At 59.9% G+C, this 17,404-nt stretch carries 11 protein-coding genes; 8 read left to right on the top strand and 3 right to left on the bottom strand.

Annotated features, from left to right (window positions below; all coding sequences use genetic code 11):
- Nucleotides 1-32: 32 nt before the first annotated feature.
- From J5W70_RS10405 to J5W70_RS10390, 4 genes are all read left to right on the top strand, one after another.
- Complete coding sequence (locus J5W70_RS10405) at nt 33-3,248, top strand: efflux RND transporter permease subunit (RefSeq protein ID WP_022397992.1); 3,216 nt, start codon at nt 33-35, stop codon at nt 3,246-3,248.
- Between the two features lie 42 nt (nt 3,249-3,290).
- A complete protein-coding gene (locus tag J5W70_RS10400; protein WP_022397993.1) occupies nt 3,291-4,730 on the top strand; it encodes an efflux transporter outer membrane subunit in 1,440 nt (479 codons plus the stop codon).
- A 701-nt stretch (nt 4,731-5,431) separates the two neighbouring features.
- Nucleotides 5,432-6,202, top strand: a complete 771-nt coding sequence (locus J5W70_RS10395) for a PEP-CTERM sorting domain-containing protein (protein ID WP_022397994.1) — start codon at nt 5,432-5,434, stop codon at nt 6,200-6,202.
- Between the two features lie 91 nt (nt 6,203-6,293).
- Nucleotides 6,294-9,299: a GDSL-type esterase/lipase family protein gene (locus J5W70_RS10390; RefSeq protein WP_022397995.1), complete on the top strand. Its 3,006-nt coding sequence runs from the start codon at nt 6,294-6,296 to the stop codon at nt 9,297-9,299.
- 137 nt (nt 9,300-9,436) lie between these two features.
- Here J5W70_RS10390 and J5W70_RS10385 read toward each other — a convergent pair whose 3' ends face one another.
- Nucleotides 9,437-10,057 (bottom strand): hypothetical protein, encoded by a 621-nt coding sequence (locus J5W70_RS10385; RefSeq protein ID WP_022397996.1) that lies wholly within the window; start codon nt 10,055-10,057, stop codon nt 9,437-9,439.
- 98 nt (nt 10,058-10,155) lie between these two features.
- A complete protein-coding gene (locus tag J5W70_RS10380) occupies nt 10,156-10,695 on the bottom strand; it encodes a YcxB family protein (protein ID WP_022397997.1) in 540 nt (179 codons plus the stop codon).
- Nucleotides 10,696-10,912: 217 nt separating this feature from the next.
- On the opposite strand from J5W70_RS10380, the gene J5W70_RS10375 reads away from it, so the two are divergent.
- The 3 genes from J5W70_RS10375 to J5W70_RS10365 all read left to right on the top strand — a co-directional run bounded on the left by J5W70_RS10375 (nt 10,913) and on the right by J5W70_RS10365 (nt 14,642).
- Nucleotides 10,913-11,356, top strand: coding sequence for a PTS sugar transporter subunit IIA (locus J5W70_RS10375; RefSeq protein WP_180971054.1), 444 nt, complete (start codon nt 10,913-10,915; stop codon nt 11,354-11,356).
- On the top strand, nt 11,353-13,143 hold the full coding sequence (locus J5W70_RS10370) for a chloride channel protein (RefSeq protein WP_022397999.1): 1,791 nt from the start codon (nt 11,353-11,355) through the stop codon (nt 13,141-13,143). Before J5W70_RS10375 ends, J5W70_RS10370 begins: the two co-directional genes overlap by 4 nt.
- A 488-nt stretch (nt 13,144-13,631) precedes the next feature.
- Nucleotides 13,632-14,642: a transposase gene (locus tag J5W70_RS10365; RefSeq protein WP_022398000.1), complete on the top strand. Its 1,011-nt coding sequence runs from the start codon at nt 13,632-13,634 to the stop codon at nt 14,640-14,642.
- A gap of 131 nt (nt 14,643-14,773) precedes the next feature.
- On the opposite strand, the gene J5W70_RS10360 is transcribed toward J5W70_RS10365, so the two are convergent.
- Nucleotides 14,774-15,499 carry a PEP-CTERM domain protein gene (locus J5W70_RS10360; RefSeq protein ID WP_022398001.1) on the bottom strand — a complete coding sequence of 242 codons (726 nt, stop codon included), beginning with the start codon at nt 15,497-15,499 and terminating at the stop codon, nt 14,774-14,776.
- Nucleotides 15,500-15,958: 459 nt separating this feature from the next.
- Here J5W70_RS10360 and gdhA point away from each other — a divergent pair, with 459 nt between their 5' ends.
- Nucleotides 15,959-17,314 carry an NADP-specific glutamate dehydrogenase gene (gdhA, locus tag J5W70_RS10355; RefSeq protein ID WP_022398002.1) on the top strand — a complete coding sequence of 452 codons (1,356 nt, stop codon included), beginning with the start codon at nt 15,959-15,961 and terminating at the stop codon, nt 17,312-17,314.
- Nucleotides 17,315-17,404 lie beyond the last annotated feature (90 nt).

The following is a 17,404-nucleotide window of genomic DNA, read 5'->3' as shown; positions in this document are numbered from 1 at the left end:
GCCTTTCCCGCGCACTCTCATGATTTAATACCATGTCCAGCTTCTTCATCAAACACCCGACCATCGCCATCGTCATCTCGATCGTGATGATCCTGCTCGGCGGACTGTCCCTGATGGGGCTCCCCATTGAGCAGTACCCGAACATCGTCCCGCCCACCATCAAGATGCAGGCGACCTATCCGGGCGCCAATGCGGAGACGGTGGCCAACTCCGTGGCCTCCCCCATTGAGCAATCCATTTCCGGCGTCGTGGGGATGGACTACATGACTTCCACCAACGCCAACAACGGCATCTGCTCCCTGAGCATCGTCTTTGAAGTGGGCACGGACCCCAACATGGACCAGACGCTGGCCTACATGCGCTACGGGCAGGCCACCGCCCAGATCCCTGCGGAAGTCTCCCAGATGGGCATCACCATCACCCAGTCCACGGGCAGCCCGCTGGCCGTAATCAACCTGTATTCCCCGGATGACAGCCTGAACGCCATCTTCCTGAGCAACTATGCGTACGTGAGCCTGGTGGACCCCGTGAAGCGCGTTCCCGGCGTGGGCGACGTGCAGGTGTTCGGCGCAGGACGCTACGCCATGCGCATCTGGCTGGACACCACCAAGATGGCCGCCCAGAACATCTCCGTGGGAGAAGTCCAGTCCGCCATCCGGGCGCAGAACACCGTGATTCCCGGCGGCCAGATCGGCGCGGAACCGGCCCCTCCCGGAACGGAATTCACGTACAGCATCCAGACCAAGGGCCGCCTCCAGACTGCGGAGGAATTCGGCAACATCATCATCCGTGCGGACGGGAACAAGCTCCTTTACCTGAAAGACATCGCCAAGGTGGAACTGGGTTCCCAGACCTACAACGTATCCAGTAAATACAACGGCAGGGATTCAGGCGCCATCGCCGTGTATGCCGCCCCCGGCTCCAACGCCATCAATACGGTGGACGCCCTGGTGAAGCTTTTTGAAGACCGCGCCCGCAGCTTCCCCGCCGGGATGGAGTACAACGTGACGCTGGACACCACGCTGGCCGTGCGCGCCTCCATTGAGGAAATCGAGCACACGCTGGTGGAAGCCCTCCTGCTGGTGGTGCTGGTGGTGTTCGTCTTCCTCCAGGGCTGGCGCGCCACGCTGATTCCGGCCATTGCCGTGCCGGTCTCCATCATCGCCACCTTCGCGCTGTTCCCGCTCCTGGGCTTCACCCTGAATACCATCTGCCTCATGGGCATGGTGCTGGCCATCGGCCTGGTGGTGGACGACGCCATCGTGGTGGTGGAAGCCGTGGAATCCCATATGGAGCGCGGCCTCACGCCACGCCAGGCGGCCTTCGCCGCCATGGAGGAAGTGTCCGGCCCCGTCATCGCCATCGCCCTGGTGCTGGCGGCGGTGTTCCTGCCCTCCCTGCTGCTGCCGGGCATTACGGGCACGCTGTTCCAGCAGTTCGCCGTGACCATCGCCATTTCCATGCTGATTTCCGCGTTCAACGCGCTAACGCTGTCCCCGGCCCTCTCCGCCATCCTGCTCAAGCCCAAGGACCCGAACAAGGGCGGCCCGCTGAAATTCTTCTACCGCATTTTCAACCGCGGTTATGACGCTACGGCCAGCGGCTACACCAAGGTGTGCCACTTCCTGACCCGCAAGCTCATCATCTCCATTCCCCTGCTGGCCCTGATCGCGTACGCCATCCTGCCCGTAGCCAAGCAGATTCCCAACGGCTTCCTGCCGGACGAAGACCAGGGTTACCTGTTCTCCGCCCTGATCATGCCGGAAGCCCGCTCCCTCCAGCTGACAACGGCCGCCGCGGACAAGGTTTCAGACCTCATCCGCCAGAACCCGAACGTGAAGGACGTGATCGCCATTTCCGGCTTCAGCCTGCTGACCGGGGTGCAGAGCACGAACAACGCCTTCTTCTTCGTCATGCTGAAGCCCTGGGAGGAACGCCCCAATCCGGACCAGAGCGCCAAGGCGGTCACCGCCCAGCTCAACGCCCTGCTGAGCACCAAGGTTCCGGAAGGCATCCCCATGTGCTTCCAGCCCCCGGCCATTGCAGGGGTGGGTTCCGCCAACGGCGTCACCTTCATGCTGGAAGACCGCGACGGCAAGGGCACGGAATACCTGGCGGAACAAACGGACATTTTTGTGAAGGAAGCCAGCAAGCTCCCGATATTCGACCCGCAGAAGAACGGCGGCGTGCGCAGCGTGATGTCCTTTGCCGTGGAACAGAAGGACGTGCGGCTGGATGAAGAAAAATGCGCCACGCTGGGCGTCAGCATCAGTGAGGCCAACAGCCTGCTCCAGGCCTACATGGGCTCCCTGTTCATCAACTACATCACCCTGTACGGCCAGCAATGGCAGGTGTACATCCAGGCGCAGGGCAGCGACCGCACCGGAACGGACATGCTCAAGAACTTCTATGTGAAGAATGACTCGGGCAGTTCCGTCCCCCTCTCCACCCTCGTGAAGATCACGGACATCAAGGGTCCGGAATTCCTGCTGCGCCAGAACCTGTACAACTCCTCCAAGCTCATGGTCACCCCGGCCCAGGGCTACTCCAACTCCCAGGCCATGGAAGCGCTGGAACAGACCTTTGAGGCCAGCATGCCCACGGACATGGGCTACAGCTACGCAGACATGAGCTATCAGGAACAAAAGATCCAGAACGGCATCGGCATCGTGCAGATCTTCCTGCTCTCCTCCGTCTTCGTCTTCCTGATCCTGGCGGCCCTGTATGAACGGTGGTCCCTGCCGCTCAGCATCTTCATGACGGTGCCCATCGCGGCCCTGGGCGCTTTCCTGGGCCTGTACTGGTTCGGGTATGAACTGAACCTGTACGCGCAGATCGGCCTGGTGATGCTCATCGGCCTGGCGGCCAAGAACGCCATCCTGATCGTGGAATTCGCCGTCATTGAAATGGAACGCGGCAAGACGCTGATGGAAGCCACGCTCTCCGCGGCCAGAATCCGTCTGCGCCCCATCCTGATGACCTCCTTCGCCTTCATCCTGGGCTGCGTTCCGCTGGCCCTGGCCTCCGGTTCCGGCGCCTACTCCCGCAACATCATCGGTATTGTGGTGATTGCCGGGATGACGATGGCGACGGTAGTGGGCGTCTTCCTGATCCCGTGCTCCTTCTACTTCATCATGAAGCTTTTCCGTGTCCGCATCGCCCGGAAGACGGTGGAAACGGAGGATCCGGATGAAATCATCGCCCGGAAGCACCTCTTCCATGAAGCCCATGAATCACTGAAAGGGTAAAAACCGCCCTTGAAACCATTTAAAAACAGACAAAACGCCATTATGCGACCGAACCAATACATCACACGCGCCATCCTGCTGGGCACGGCCATCACGGCTTCCTCCTGCATGATGGGTCCCGACTTCAAGCCGGTGGACATGCCCATGCCCACGGCGTTCAGAGGAGCCTCCGCGGCCACGGAGTCCATTGCGGACCTGCCCTGGTGGAAAGTTTTCAAGAACAAGGATCTCCAGGACCTCCTGACGGATACCTACCAAAACAACCGTGACCTGAAGGCCACCATGGCGCGCGTGGAAAAGGCCCGCCAGTACATCACCATCACGGAAGCCCCGCTCTTCCCGTGGGCGGATTATTCCGGCTCCCTCAGCAAGGGCTCCAACTACACCAGCGGCAACGTGGTCCAAACCTCCGCCGTTGGCAATACCTTGACGCCCGGATCCATTGACGCCGGCATCTCCTGGGAGCTGGACATCTGGGGCAAGACGCGCCGGATGACGGAAGCGGCCCGCGCAGACTACCTCGCTTCCGAAGAAGGCCAGCGCGCTCTCATGCTCTCCCTGCTCCGCCAGGTGGCCGACTCCTACCTCCAGCTCCTCCAGCTGGACGAACAGCTTGCCATTGTGCAGAAATCCGTGGAATCCTATTCCGAAAGCCTCCGCCTGTTCGACGAACAGCTTGAAGGCCAGGTGGGCGACAGGCTCCAGGTAGCCTCCGCCAAGGCCGCCCTGGCTTCCTCCCAGGCACAGATTCCCGCCATCCAGATGCAGATCGCCAATCTGGAAAACGCGGTCTCCGTCCTGGCCGGACGCGCTCCCGGCCGCATCCGCCGTTCCGGCAGCACCCGTGACATCGCCTACAACGTGAAGGTTCCCGCCGGCATTCCGGCCTACATCCTTTCCAGAAGGCCCGACGTCCGCCAGAGCGAATACCAGTTGCGCGCGGCCAACGCGGAAGTGGGCGTAGCCATTGCCAACTATTTCCCGACCATTTCCCTGACGGCGGCCGGCGGCCTAGCCTCCGCGGACCTGCGCCACGTGCAGGGCCGCCGCGGCGGCTGGGGCTTTGGAACCAACCTGACCGGCCCCCTCTTCCAGGCGGGCAAGCTGACGGCTTCCGAAAAGGCAGCCAAGGCCGAATTCCTGGCAGCCAGCAACGACTATGAACAGACGGTGCTGAACGCCCTGGCGGAAGTCTCCAGCACGCTCATCCAGCGGGCCAAGCTGCGCAATATCACCTCCATCCAGTCAGAGGCCGTGGAAGCCTACCAAACAGCGGTGAAGCTCTCCTTTGAGCGCTACCGCACGGGCCTTTCCAACTACATTGAAGTGCTGTACGCCCAGCAGAACCTGTACCCTGCGCAGATTCAGCTTTCCCAGTACTACTATCAGCACGCCAGCACGCTGGTTTCCCTGTACACGGCCCTGGGCGGCGGCTGGAACATGAGCCACAAGGCTATCATGGATGGCCCGCCCAAGCGATAAAAAACGCTCCTCCCTTAAAATCGGGAGTTTCCTTGACTGTTTTTTTCATTCCCCGGCAAGTACAAGCTTGCCGGGGAATTTGCTCTCCGGCGGAGCGGAAAACAGGCGCGCCGCCTTCCCAGTCCCTGGCAGGCCGGGCATCCGCGGTCTTCCCGCTTCCGGCAGAAGGGATTGATGAGTCCGGAGCGGGACGGTCAATGGATTATCCACTGTTTGCGCCGCTTCACGGATTGCCGGGCATCGCATCTCCTGCCCACCTCCTTTTTCCCTTTCCCCGGCTCGGGTTCCGCGGGGGACGGAAGCAGTTTTGGAATTGATTTGGAACCAATTCATTTACAATCAAGATAGCGTAAAAGAATTGCATCGTGTTTTTCAGGAATTAATTATCCACGATTTTTCTATTCCATAATTACGGGCAACTCCATACTGCTCCTGCTCTTACAGCTGATTTCAAGCGCCTGGGCGGATTCCTAATCCGTCAACAATTAAAAATATTAACGGTAAATGTATTGTTTATCATAAAATATTGATATTCATCATAATTTAAAAGATCTGGTCTTTTCAGGACAATTCCTTTTCCCATGATTCTCTAGCCTTTATCCATGCTTGCATTGGATGGGTCCACAAGCGGATTAGGAATTCGATAAAAAACGGACGTTCTCTTGCGCGGGAACATTTCTCCAATCCGTACAGCAATCAATATGAAGACCACATACCTGACCCTCCTGGCCGCCGTTCTGGGAGGCAGTCTATCCTTCGCCGCTTCCATCAATGGAATGGATCCCTCTTATTCAAAGGGTTACACCATTTATGACGGAAGCAACGGAGACACCCTGAATGTTTCCTCTCCCTCCGTGCCCGTGCATACCGGCTCCGGAGCCACTCCATGGACCATGGCCCTGACCATTTCCGACCTGGGCACCACCTCGGGGACGGATGTAGGCCTGCTGTTTACCTATAATACCACCTCCAATTACAAGAACCTGGAGGGGATGGGTTACCGGCTGACGGAGTCGGGAGACCTCACTCTATGCGCAGGCGGCTTTAACTACAACGGAGGCACGGCAGGCACCTCCCCCTGGAAAACGCAAACGCTTTCCGGCTATTCCGCAGGACAGGCCCTTACCCTGTTTTACACATACAATGACGGGAATGTCACTATTTCCGCCATGCTGGGGGACGATACGTCCACCCTGACCACTCTGGCCTCCCTGAACGGCTCCGGGGTCAAATTCGGCAGCGTCACCATGAACCAGCTCAATTTTTCCGCCAAGGACGGTTCCGGAAACACCTGGACTCCTCCGGACGGCGTCACCGGGGAATATACCCTGAACAATTTTGACCTGTACCTGGGAGCACTGACAGAAGACCAGATGAAAGAATACGCCTTGAGCGCCGTTCCGGAGCCGGCCGCGGCCTCCCTCGGCCTGCTGGGCCTGGGCATGCTGCTGGTACGCCGCCGGAGAGCCTAGCCTTTTCCAGCCACGGCCATCCCTGTCCATTCAGGGATGGCCGTTTTATTCACTTTTTTCAAACATCCGTTTCATTCCCCTGCTCCCCTTGATGAAAACCAGGCTCCCTCTCTCCCTCCTGGCCGCCCTGCTGGCGGTTTTCCCCTCCGCCATCGCCGCCCCTGCGGGCACGGACCTGGGCAACGTCATGTACGTAGGCGATTCCATCACCCACGGCATGAACAGCGGCACTTACCGCTGGGCCCTCCATAAAATATTTGCGGACAACGGCATTTCCTACCATGCGGAAGGCGTGAAAACCGGCAACTATTCCGGAGGCGTCACCGCGGGAACCTCCTACGGCGGCCAGGTTTTCAACAACGAACATTCCTCCCAGGCAAGCGCAAGGGCCTGGGAAATATCCGGCAGGAAAACCGGAAGCAGGTTTGACGGCTCCAACATCTCCAACTGGCTGGGGCTTTCCGATGCCAAAGCAAACGGAGCAGCCTACCAGGGCCCGACCTTCACGGGAACGGACACACCGGATACCTTTTTCGTGATGATCGGCACCAACGACCTTCTCTCCGACGGCGACAATTCCACCCTGGACAGCCGTCTTGATTCAGTCACCCGGGATCTTCTGGCGGACATGGACGCCATCGTAGACACCATGCACGCCGCCAACGGCAACGCGAACGTCATCGTTCTCACCATTCCCTGCTGGACCCAGCATTCCAACGGCAATTCGGACGCCACCCACCAGGCGGTGGAAACCTATAACGCCTCCCTGAATTCCTGGGGGCAGTCCAGGCAGGGCGTCACGGTCATCGACGTCAACAGAGGGATCATTGACGTGGCTTCCTCCAAGCCGTTTTACGGGGTGCGGTCCATGTTCAACAATCCCGCGGCGGACGGACTCCACCCCAACACCCAGGGAGACCTGCTCATGGCTGGCAACATCGCCAAAGCCATGGGCTATGCGGGCCGCTCTGCCGGACAACTGCGCCGGGACGCCGGGGAAATGGCCGTCAACTTCCACCAGGGCGCAGGAGCGCCCGCATGGACCGGAGTGCAGAACCTGGCGGATGCGGGCTTTTCCGTATCCAACATTGGCGTGAACGCGGAAGGAATCAGCCTGGGACAGGCGGGGACAAGTTCCATTTCCCGGACATGGACGGAGGGAACGGCCCTGAAAAACGGCTTTACCTTTGATTTCAACCTGGTCCTGGGAGACGGGGCGGCAAACGGCTGGAATCTCTCGGACCAGTTCAGCGTCAGCCTTGGGAACGGCTCTTTTTACGGCACGCTCAACATTAACGAGGCCTATATCAAATGGGGGGATACCATCCTGTATTCCCTGGACATGTCCGCCAATACGGAAAACCTGCGCATGGCCTACGTCACGGGCAATGAGCAGGAAGGGCTGAAAGGCGGCTATTACGTCTGGCTGGGGGACATGCTGATCGGGGAAGCGCTTTCCGTCACCTCCGGTTCCGGCTGCAACGGCGTCATCATCCAGTATGACGGCAGCGGAAACGCCATCCTGAAAGACCTGTCCATGGATGGCACAGGATCGTATGCCCCACCCACTTCCGGGCTGGTCAATGAAGAGAACGCCTTTATTTCCGCCGGAGCGGACTCCGGGGGCTCGTCAGGCACTCCGGAGGGCAACATCGCGTGGCCGGAAACTGGCTTCACGCATTCCGCCGCCAACCAGAATTGCTCCGGCGTCTTCGATGCCCGCGCCCAGGCGGACGCCTCCTCCGGGAGGCTGGGAAACTCCGTGAACGTCACCATCACTTCCGGAAACGCCACGCATGTGTATGCCAGCACCGGCAATTATACGGGGGACATCTGGCTGACCATCGCCAAGGAAGGGCAGGCCTCCGCCTGGTACGGGGCCCATGGAAATTCCGGAACGCTGAACGGGAATGCCGCCCTGCGCTTTACGGACGCCGCCACGGGCGGAAGCACCGTCTTCGGCGCCGTGAACGCCTCCGGCGTGACCGGAAACGTTTATCTGGAATTCTCCGCGGAAAACGCCTCCTTCGGCACCTTCACCAGCAATAACGCCTCCTCCGTGGTCGGATCCTATGCTACGGATATCAAGGGGAACGTGGACATCTTGATTAACTCCGGCTCCTTTTCCAGCCAAATCATGGGCGGCATTTACGCGAATGCCAACAACGGCACAACCACCATCGGGGGAGCCACGCACGTTTACGTCAACGGAGGCTCCATTAACGGAGACGTGATGGGGGGAGGCCTGACAGGCTGCATTTCCGGCGGTTCCAACGCCACCGTCACGGGCGGAGTCATCGCCGGCTCCGTTTACGGCGCAGGCAAGGGAGGCTCCATCCGGGAGGGAAGCGCGGTACGCGTTACAGGGGGCACCATCAAGGGGGATGTGTATGCGGGAGGCTCCGGCGGCACCGTTCAGGGAAATACGTCCGTCACCGTGGCCGGAAACTCCGCCACGCTTCACAACGGGAAGTCCTGGAGCAGTATCTCCGGGGGCGGTTCCGGCGGCGCCGTCAACGGCAGCTCCATCGTGCGCATCCAGGATCTTTCCTCCGGGACGGCGGCCTACGGTTTTGACAAGTATGCCGGAACCATCAGCGGCGGCACGAATGTGAGCGGCGGCAGAAGCCTGGTGCTGGACCATGTGACCGTGGAGCATTTCCAGGCTTCCCTGAGCGACTTCACCCATGTTTCCGCCGTCAACCAGACCCGCACCACGCTGGATTCCCTGGGAGGAGCGCTCACCGTGACCATTGAAGCCGGAAGCGGACTCGTCCTGAACGGAGTTTCAGACATGACCACGCTCATTCTTGGGGAACACGCCTCCCTGACTCTTCAGGGACTTACCGCGGACAAGGTCATCGTGGACATTACGGGCACCAGCCACTACACGCTTTCCCTGACGGAGATTCCCGCCAGTCTGGACAACATCAAATTCCTGAACAACGGCGTCCTGTACGATGCGGCCATGTCCACGGACCCCCAGGCCAATTCCGCCATGGTCTTCGCCCAGGCGCCGGAGCCGGGGAGCGCTTCCCTGGGTCTGGCCGGACTGGCCGCCCTGCTGTGGCGCAGGCGCAGAAAAATCTTCCATTAACGGCCCTTTGTTTTCTTCAGGCCCTGATGGACGAAAGAAGCCCCCGCAGGCGTATGCCGCGGGGGCTTCCCATGGAAGGAAACGAAAGAGGAGGCGTATTGCTACGCCCGCCGGGCGCTTCATGGAAGCGCAAGGCTTCAGGCTCCCCTGTTTTTAAACAGCTCCAGCGCAAGCTGGGACCAGGTTTCCAGCTTCTCAAACATCTCCCCGGACAGTTCCTCCGGGGCCACGAAACGGAGATTGGCCAGCGCGGCTTCATTCGCGCGCACCCGGTCCGTATCCAGCTCAAACAGATGGACGATGCCCAGATGCACGGCTCCCACGTCATTGGAATCGTCATTGATCACGCCTAGCACCCGCTGGGTGCAGCTCCCGTCAATAACCAGTTCCTCGCGGATTTCACGCTCCACCCCGGCCAGATAGGTGGAAACATCGTCATGGCCGGACTGGCGGTCCACCGGATTGATATGGCCTCCGATGCCGATGGAGCCCTTGTCATGCAGCCGGGCCTCACCGCCGGAGCCGCCGCGCGTGTAATGCAGGATGCGGCCCTGGTGGCAGAAAATGGCATAGGCGATGATCTGCTTGTGGGAGGGGTCGTTTTCCGCCGCCTCCCGGTCCATGAAGGAGGAGACCCCCGGCTTCATGAACGCATTCAGATAATGATCCCCGCCTTCCCGGTGTCCCTGGAAATAACCCGCTTCTTCAAACGTGGCGCGGGGAACCACCAGAACCTGTTCTCCATTGTAACGTGACATGGAGACACCCTACCCGTTTTGACCCCGCGCTCAACAAAAAAGGCGCGGAAACGGCAAATTTGAGCCCCTTCCGGAACGGCCCCGAACGGCTTTCCGCCTCAGGAAATATCCCGGACTTCCACGCCGTGGTTCCGGAACCGGCGCATGATGCTTTCCAATTGATCCGTGCTCATGAGCTTGAGCGGCAGCCACAGCACCAGCTTCTTGCCGAACAGGAACAGCAGGGCGTGGCGCGTCTTGCACAGGGTAGTGAAGCGGTCGTAGGGGATATTCATGGGCTCGACGTCCTTGCTGGAGAAAGTCATGTAATCCTCATGGAAGACGTAATCCTTTTCCTGATGGTACATGGGCACCTTCTTGTTCGCGGCCAGGGCGGCCTTCGCCAGAAAGGGAACATAGAACCAGGACAGGATGATCGCCATCAGCGCCCCGGCCAGGGACAGCCACGCGAATATGGGCAGCGGGCGCAGGGAGAAGGAGTACAGCGTCATCAGCACAAAAAAGGCGGTGATGGCCAGATCCAGCGGTTTCTTCCACTTGGGGCGCACCGTATTGTACCACATCACCAGCACCTGGGTCGCCAGGCGGTCGGAAGGCACGGGCTTGACGAGTTTGATGACCTCTGAATCCTGCATCATGGCGGCAGGGTAGCTTCATTCCCGCGGAAGAGAAAGCCTAAAAACAGGCCGTTCCGCCGCGTTTGTGTCAAAAAAGCCGCGTCGGAAAGGCGCAGGGGTCCTTTTTGTCCGCCCCAATTCACAGGGAAAGCCTCCTTCCCCGTACGCAGGCCAGAATTTCCTTGATAATCATGGTTCCCTTCATAGAATTAAAAGCCAAAAGCCTTTAGCAGACCCGGTGGCAGACAATCTTCAAATTCACGTACGCACGTTCCAGCCCGCAACCACTCAGGAACAGGCTCTGGAAACCTTGACGGATTCCATGGCGGAAGTCCTTGACGAACGTCAGCTAAGGCACATCAAGAATGCGGTCCTTCTGCGCGAGGAAACGCAAACCACCTATCTGGACCACGGCCTGGCCGTCCCCCACGGGCGCACCAGCGCGCTGGACTCCATGCAAGTCACCGTAGGCATCAGTCCGGAAGGCGTCCTCTGGCCGGATGACGCACGCAATGCCCACCTCATCGTGATGCTGGGCGTTCCCACCGCCATGGTGACCGGCTACCTGACCACCATGCAGAAGTTGCTGCGGTGGCATAAAAACGCTCCCCTGGGCCCCAACGGGGAATGGACGGGAGACGAAGCCAGCCTGCTGGCGTCCCTTCAACACGCCCTGCAATGACGGACAAGAAGAACCAGCCTGCGGCGAAGACGCGCATTTCATGGTCATGGCTGCGCATGGCGCTGAGCCTGCGTGAAAAGGTCAAGCTGGGTGACAAGCAAGTCATCTTCATCTGGGCAGTCGTCGTCGGCGCGCTGGGCGCCCTGACGGCCCTTGTTTTTGAAATGGGGGTGGAACTGGTGCAGGACGTCCTGACGGGACGCACCAGCTACAAGCAAATCCAGGTCTTTCAGGAAATGGCCAGCCAGGACTGGGCCTGGTGCATCTTCGTTCCGGCGGCGGGCGGCCTGCTGGCCGGCCTCACCCTTCTCTTCACCCACCGCTTTGTCCCGGCCAAGGCCACGGAATACATGGAAGCCGTGGCGCTGGGCAACGGCTATGTGCCGCCCAAGCCCAGCCTGCTGCGCTCCCTGTCCGCCGTTTTCTCCGTAGGTTCCGGCGCCTCCATCGGCCGTGAAGGCCCGCTGGTGCAGGCCGCCGCCGTGGTGGGGTCCGCCCTGGGCCGCTTCTTCCATCTCTCCGCCCCGCGCCTGCGCCTGGTGGTTGCCTGCGCCGCCGCCTCCGGCATGTCCTCCGCCTTCCATACGCCCCTGGCCGGCGGCCTGTTCGTGAGTGAAATCGTGCTGGGCGCGCTGACCATTGACTTTCTCGCCCCCCTGCTGGTGGCGAGCTGCGCCGGATACTTCACCATGGGCCTGTTCCATGAACCGGCCCCCATCTACCAGCTCCAGCAGGAAGTGTCCCTGACGGGCAACCAGCATGTGCTCTGGTGCGTTCTGCTGGGCGCGCTGGCCTCCCTGGTCGCCAGCTTCTGGCTCCTGATCCTCAAAAAATCGCGCCAGTACCTGAACGGGAAGCGCCAGTGGCTTCCCGTGCGCCTGATGGCCGCAGGGATGCTGGTGGGCGTCATCGCCATCTTTTACCCGGAAATCGTGGGGAACGGCAAAAACATCATCACCTCCCTCATTCATTATGAATTTGACGCCACGAGGGCCGGCATCCTGCTATTCCTGAAAATCTTCACCGTCGCCATCGTCTTCGGCGTGGGTACGGTGGGGGGCGCCCTGACGCCCAGCCTGACCATCGGGAGCGTCTGCGGCTTCCTGTTCAGCGCGGCGCTCACCCAGCTCGGAGTTCCGGGGGACCATGCCATCGCCTATTCCCTGGTGGGCATGGCCGCCTTCTTCACCACAGCGGCCAACGCCCCCATCACCTCCCTGGTGCTGGTAGTGGAATTCACCATGGCCGGGCACATGATGTTCCCCCTGATCATCGGCGTTCTGGTCTCCTACGGCATGGCGAGGCTCACCAAGGCCCAGTCCATGTACCATGATTCCCTGGCCTTCGGACCCAGAAGCACCTTTGACAAGCCCCTGGCCCAGGTGCAGCTCCAGGACGTGGCGCGCAAGGACCCGCCCGTGGTCCACCCGCTGGATAAATTCGGCACGATTGCCTCCATGCTCATCAAGAACCCGGCGCAGCCCATCTTCGTCACCTCCCCGGCGGGCAAATACCTGGGCAGCGTGGTAGCGGAAGATGTGGCGGCCTTCGCCCGCAACAAGGAACTGGCCCAGGCCGTCCTGGCCATGGACGTGCTGCGCAGCGACATGCCCACGCTTCCCGCGGACATGCACCTTCCGGAAGCTCTGGGCATCTTCTCGCGCCCCCACTGCTCGGAATCCCTGGCGCTGGTGAACCCGAACAACGATCTGCTGCTGGGAGTGGTCAACAAGACGGACCTTTACCTGGTGCTCTCCGAAATCATGCGGCGGGAAAAGCTGCAATAGGAGAGGCGTTTTCCGGGCCGCGCCCTGGTTCCGGGAAGACCCGCGGGAAGCGCACCAGGCCCCTGGGGCTCTTAAAAAATACACGGACAAAGGCAACCCTCTCCGTTAATTCAAAGGAAGCCTTCTCTTTTCTCTTCGTCCGCTGGCTCCCTTTTTCTTTTCCGTCGCCGCATTGGCATGCGGCGCTCCCGACGGAATTCAGGGAATAAAACACCGCGGCCTTCTCCGGCGCCTCATTCCTCCGCAGACCTTTCATGAAAAAAGACGGGGAAACGCCGGCATGGCTGCGCCGCTGCCATCCGGGCAAAGGGCTTCCCGGTCTTTCCCAGCAGCATCCTGTCCGGCGTTCACCGGAGGCGGGCTCTCCCTTTCCGAAAACACGGACCCGCTTAAAAACGCATTTTTTCCACCCTCTTTTTTCGCAATAGGGGTCAGGTTAAAAATAACAACAAACTTGCATTTTTGACCTCATCCGGTACGCTTCCGGCATGAGCCGTACCCTGAGAATAGAATACCCTGGAGCGGTCTATCACGTGCAGAGCGAGGGCAACCGCGGAGACGCCATTTACCTGGACGACGAAGACAGGGAAACCTTTCTGCGCACTTTCCAGGAGGCGGCCCGCAGAAGCGGCTGGACCGTGTACGCCTATGCCCTGATGGCCAACCACTACCACATTCTCTTCCAGACCGCGCGCGCGAACCTGGTGGACGGCATGAAATGGCTCCAGACTGCCTACACCCAGCGTTTCAACGCGCGCCACCGCATGCGGGGCCACCTGTTTGCGGGCAGGTACCACGCCATGGTGGTGGAAGCGGAAAACGCCCACTATTTTTCCACCATCATCGACTATATCCATCTGAATCCGGCGCGGTCCGGCCTGGCACGCCGCCACACGTTCCTTTCCGGCTGCAAATGGACCAGCCTGCCCGCATGGCTGGACGCGCCCGCCAAAAGGCCCAAGTGGATTCATCCGGAGCGCGGCCTCGTCTGCTTTGGCTGCGACGACACGGACGACGGCCGCCAGAAGTACCTCAACCACCTGATGGGCCGCTTTGAAGCGGAACGCATGGACGAACGCTCCCTGCTCCCCGCCGGCCATGTGGGCCCCGGCACCGTCCAGCGGGGCTGGTGCTACGGCTCCAGCGCCTTTCGCGCCAGGCTGGTGGGCGAACTTCCCCGGCTGGCGCGCAGAAAGCCCGTCACGACGGGCATGCGCGCCTCGGAAATAGGGGAATACCAGGCGGAGATCATTGTGAAAAACGGCCTGAAGGCGTTCGGGCTCTCGGAGGAGGACTTGCTCGTCACGCCCTACAGCCATCCGTCCAAGCTCATCATTGCCCTGGCCATCCGGCAAAGCACGCTGGTTCCGTACGCCTGGATCAGCAACCGCCTGCACATGGGCATTCCCAAATCCATGGGCACCCTGCTCCACCGGGCCAAGAAGATGGCGGAAACGGACTTGAAGACGCGGGCATGGATCGAACGCCTGACCGCCTGATTTTTCCCTGCGGGAGCGTCCAAAAGAAGCTTCTCCCGGCCCGTCACATGGAAAAATCCGGAGGGAGGGAACCATGCCGTCCCTCCGGACATCACCCCGTGACAGGATAAAGAACGCCGGAGCGAACGATGTTATGCCCTGCGCCGGCGCACCAGCATAGCGGCCAGGCCAAGCAATCCCATGGATGCCGCAGCCGGTTCCGGAACAACTGAAAACGCCATGGCCGCAACCCCGGCTTTCTGCCCTCCGATACGGAAATCAAGAGTATCCGCCGTCGCCTCCCCTGTCCATTTGACCAGGGTCAGCTTGCCGTTGGCGAAGGAAGGCGTGGACGAAAAACCGGTCCCGTCCGTTGCCGCGTATTCAAAGGTGCCGGTGCCCCCGGTCACGGTAGTGGCCCCCGGAGCGGCCACGGTACTGGAAATGAACATGTAAAATGTCACCGTGTCTCCCACCGTCAGCCCCCCCAATTGAATGGAGGATGTGGTGGAGCCTCCGGCGCCGGGAGCCATGTAGGAAGACAGCGCACCGTAATCAAAAGAACCGAGGGTATTGACCAGATCCGTCATCGCCGCCTTGTTCTGGTAATAGGCGTAATAGGCAGGGTCACCCTCCCCGGGAGTTACGGCGGAAAGCTCCGTGTTAAAGAAATTCCCGGCGCTTTTAACGATTTTAAGCGTGTAGGGAGTATCGCTTCCGGAAGCGTCCGCCAAGGGGAGAACAGCCGCAGCATTGGAAGTGTACTGGTTCATGCCGTCCCTTCCTGGGCCATCCCTGTACACGTCCACAAAAACGGAAGCCGCTTGGGCGATGGAAAAAGCCCCTCCGGAAATAAGCAGGAATAATGTTTTCTTCATGGTTTTTGACTATTCTGACAATGGAGGCCAGTTTAAGGATTTTGAATCCGGACAATCACGCAAGACGCAGAAAACCGCCTGTTTATAAAAAATGTCCCGTCCATTCATCACAGGCGAATTCCGTCTGTGGCACAGCGGCGTTTCCTGATAACTTTTTCTTTTTCATTCATTCCTTATTGACACCGGATTCAAAATCCGCCTCCGGGGAAAAAGAAGCCGGATTACCAGGTATATCCTCCGGTTTCCATCCCCCGGAATATGCCGTATGAACGAATATCCATCGTCCATAGGGGTCAGTTTACAAATTACAACATGAAAAGATATTTTCTATTTTCCTGCTGACCCTTTACACTTTCCGGGGAAAAAAATGATTGCCAGTCCGCGCCGCGGAATGATAAACGAAAAGCGCGTGCGAAAAACCGCGCGTGAAGCGTCAACCCAAATACAACAACAGAGAAGATGGCACAGACATATTCCCAGCGCGTGCTCGACTTGGTGAAAACCAGGAACAGCCACGAAAAAGAATTCATCCAGGCCGTTCAGGAAGTGCTCAACACGATTGAGCCGGTTCTGGCCGCGAATTCCAAGTATGAAGACCACGCGATTCTGGAACGGATCGTGGAACCGGAAAGAACCATCCTGTTCCGCGTGCCGTGGATCGACGACCGGGGGAAGGTTCAGGTGAACCGCGGGTACCGTGTGGAATTCAACAGCGCCATCGGGCCGTACAAGGGCGGCCTCCGCTTCCACCCCAGCGTGAACCTCGGCATTCTGAAGTTCCTGGGCTTTGAACAGGTTTTCAAGAACTCCCTCACCACCCTGCCCATGGGCGGCGGCAAGGGAGGCTCCGACTTCGACCCCAAGGGCAAGAGCGATAATGAAGTGATGCGCTTCTGCCAGAGCTTCATGACGGAACTCCAGCGCCACATCGGCGCGGATACGGACGTTCCCGCCGGGGACATCGGCGTGGGCGGCCGCGAGATCGGCTACCTCTTCGGCCAGTACAAGAGAATCCGCAATGAATTCACCGGCGTTCTCACCGGCAAGAGCCTGAACTGGGGCGGTTCCCTCATCCGTCCGGAAGCCACCGGCTACGGCTGCGTGTACTTCGCCCAGAACATGCTCGCCACCCGCAACGACGATTTGCAGGGCAAGGTTTGCCTGGTGTCCGGCTCCGGCAACGTGGCCCAGTACACGGTGGAAAAACTCAATGAACTGGGCGCGAAGCCCGTCACGATGTCCGACTCCAACGGCTACATTTACGATCCGGACGGCATTTCCCCGGAAAAACTGGCCTGGGTCATGGAACTCAAGAACAATCGCCGCGGCCGCATTGCGGAATACGTGAAGCAGTTCCCGAAGGCGCAGTACTTTGAAGGCCAGCGTCCCTGGAGCGTTCCGTGCGACTGCGCCTTCCCCTCCGCCACGCAGAACGAAATCAACGGAGAAGACGCCCGCACCCTCATCAAGAACGGCTGTACCCTGGTGGCGGAAGGCGCCAACATGCCCACGGACCTGGAAGGCATTGAAACCTACCTGGCCGCCAAAATCCTGTACGGCCCGGCCAAGGCCGCCAACGCCGGCGGCGTGGCCACCTCCGGTCTGGAAATGTCCCAGAACAGCCAGCGCCTCTCCTGGACGCGGGAGGAAGTGGACCACAAGCTGAAGAGCATCATGGCCAACATCCACGCGAACGCCCTGGCCCACGCCCAGGAATACTCTTCCGACAAATCCTTCACCAACTACGTCACCGGCGCCAACATTGCCGGCTTCGTGAAGGTGGCGGATTCCATGATCGACCAGGGAGTGGTTTGAGTCCCGGTTGTGACACACTTGCTGCCAACGTAAAACACAACAGAAGCGCCGGGTTCGCCCGGCGCTTTTCTTTTATTCCTTTCAAGGGGC

It is taken from the genome of Akkermansia massiliensis, assembly GCF_018847375.1.
GTDB classification, from domain to species: domain Bacteria; phylum Verrucomicrobiota; class Verrucomicrobiia; order Verrucomicrobiales; family Akkermansiaceae; genus Akkermansia; species Akkermansia massiliensis.
This window is presented reverse-complemented; position numbering and strand designations above follow the sequence as displayed.

Coding starts and splice junctions, on each gene's coding strand:
- J5W70_RS10405 (WP_022397992.1), top strand. CDS start 33: ATGTCCAGCTTCTTCATCAAACACCCGACCATCGCCATCGTCATCTCG.
- J5W70_RS10400 (WP_022397993.1), top strand. CDS start 3,291: ATGCGACCGAACCAATACATCACACGCGCCATCCTGCTGGGCACGGCC.
- J5W70_RS10395 (WP_022397994.1), top strand. CDS start 5,432: ATGAAGACCACATACCTGACCCTCCTGGCCGCCGTTCTGGGAGGCAGT.
- J5W70_RS10390 (WP_022397995.1), top strand. CDS start 6,294: ATGAAAACCAGGCTCCCTCTCTCCCTCCTGGCCGCCCTGCTGGCGGTT.
- J5W70_RS10385 (WP_022397996.1), bottom strand. CDS start 10,057: ATGTCACGTTACAATGGAGAACAGGTTCTGGTGGTTCCCCGCGCCACG.
- J5W70_RS10380 (WP_022397997.1), bottom strand. CDS start 10,695: ATGATGCAGGATTCAGAGGTCATCAAACTCGTCAAGCCCGTGCCTTCC.
- J5W70_RS10370 (WP_022397999.1), top strand. CDS start 11,353: ATGACGGACAAGAAGAACCAGCCTGCGGCGAAGACGCGCATTTCATGG.
- J5W70_RS10365 (WP_022398000.1), top strand. CDS start 13,632: ATGAGCCGTACCCTGAGAATAGAATACCCTGGAGCGGTCTATCACGTG.
- J5W70_RS10360 (WP_022398001.1), bottom strand. CDS start 15,499: ATGAAGAAAACATTATTCCTGCTTATTTCCGGAGGGGCTTTTTCCATC.
- gdhA (WP_022398002.1), top strand. CDS start 15,959: ATGGCACAGACATATTCCCAGCGCGTGCTCGACTTGGTGAAAACCAGG.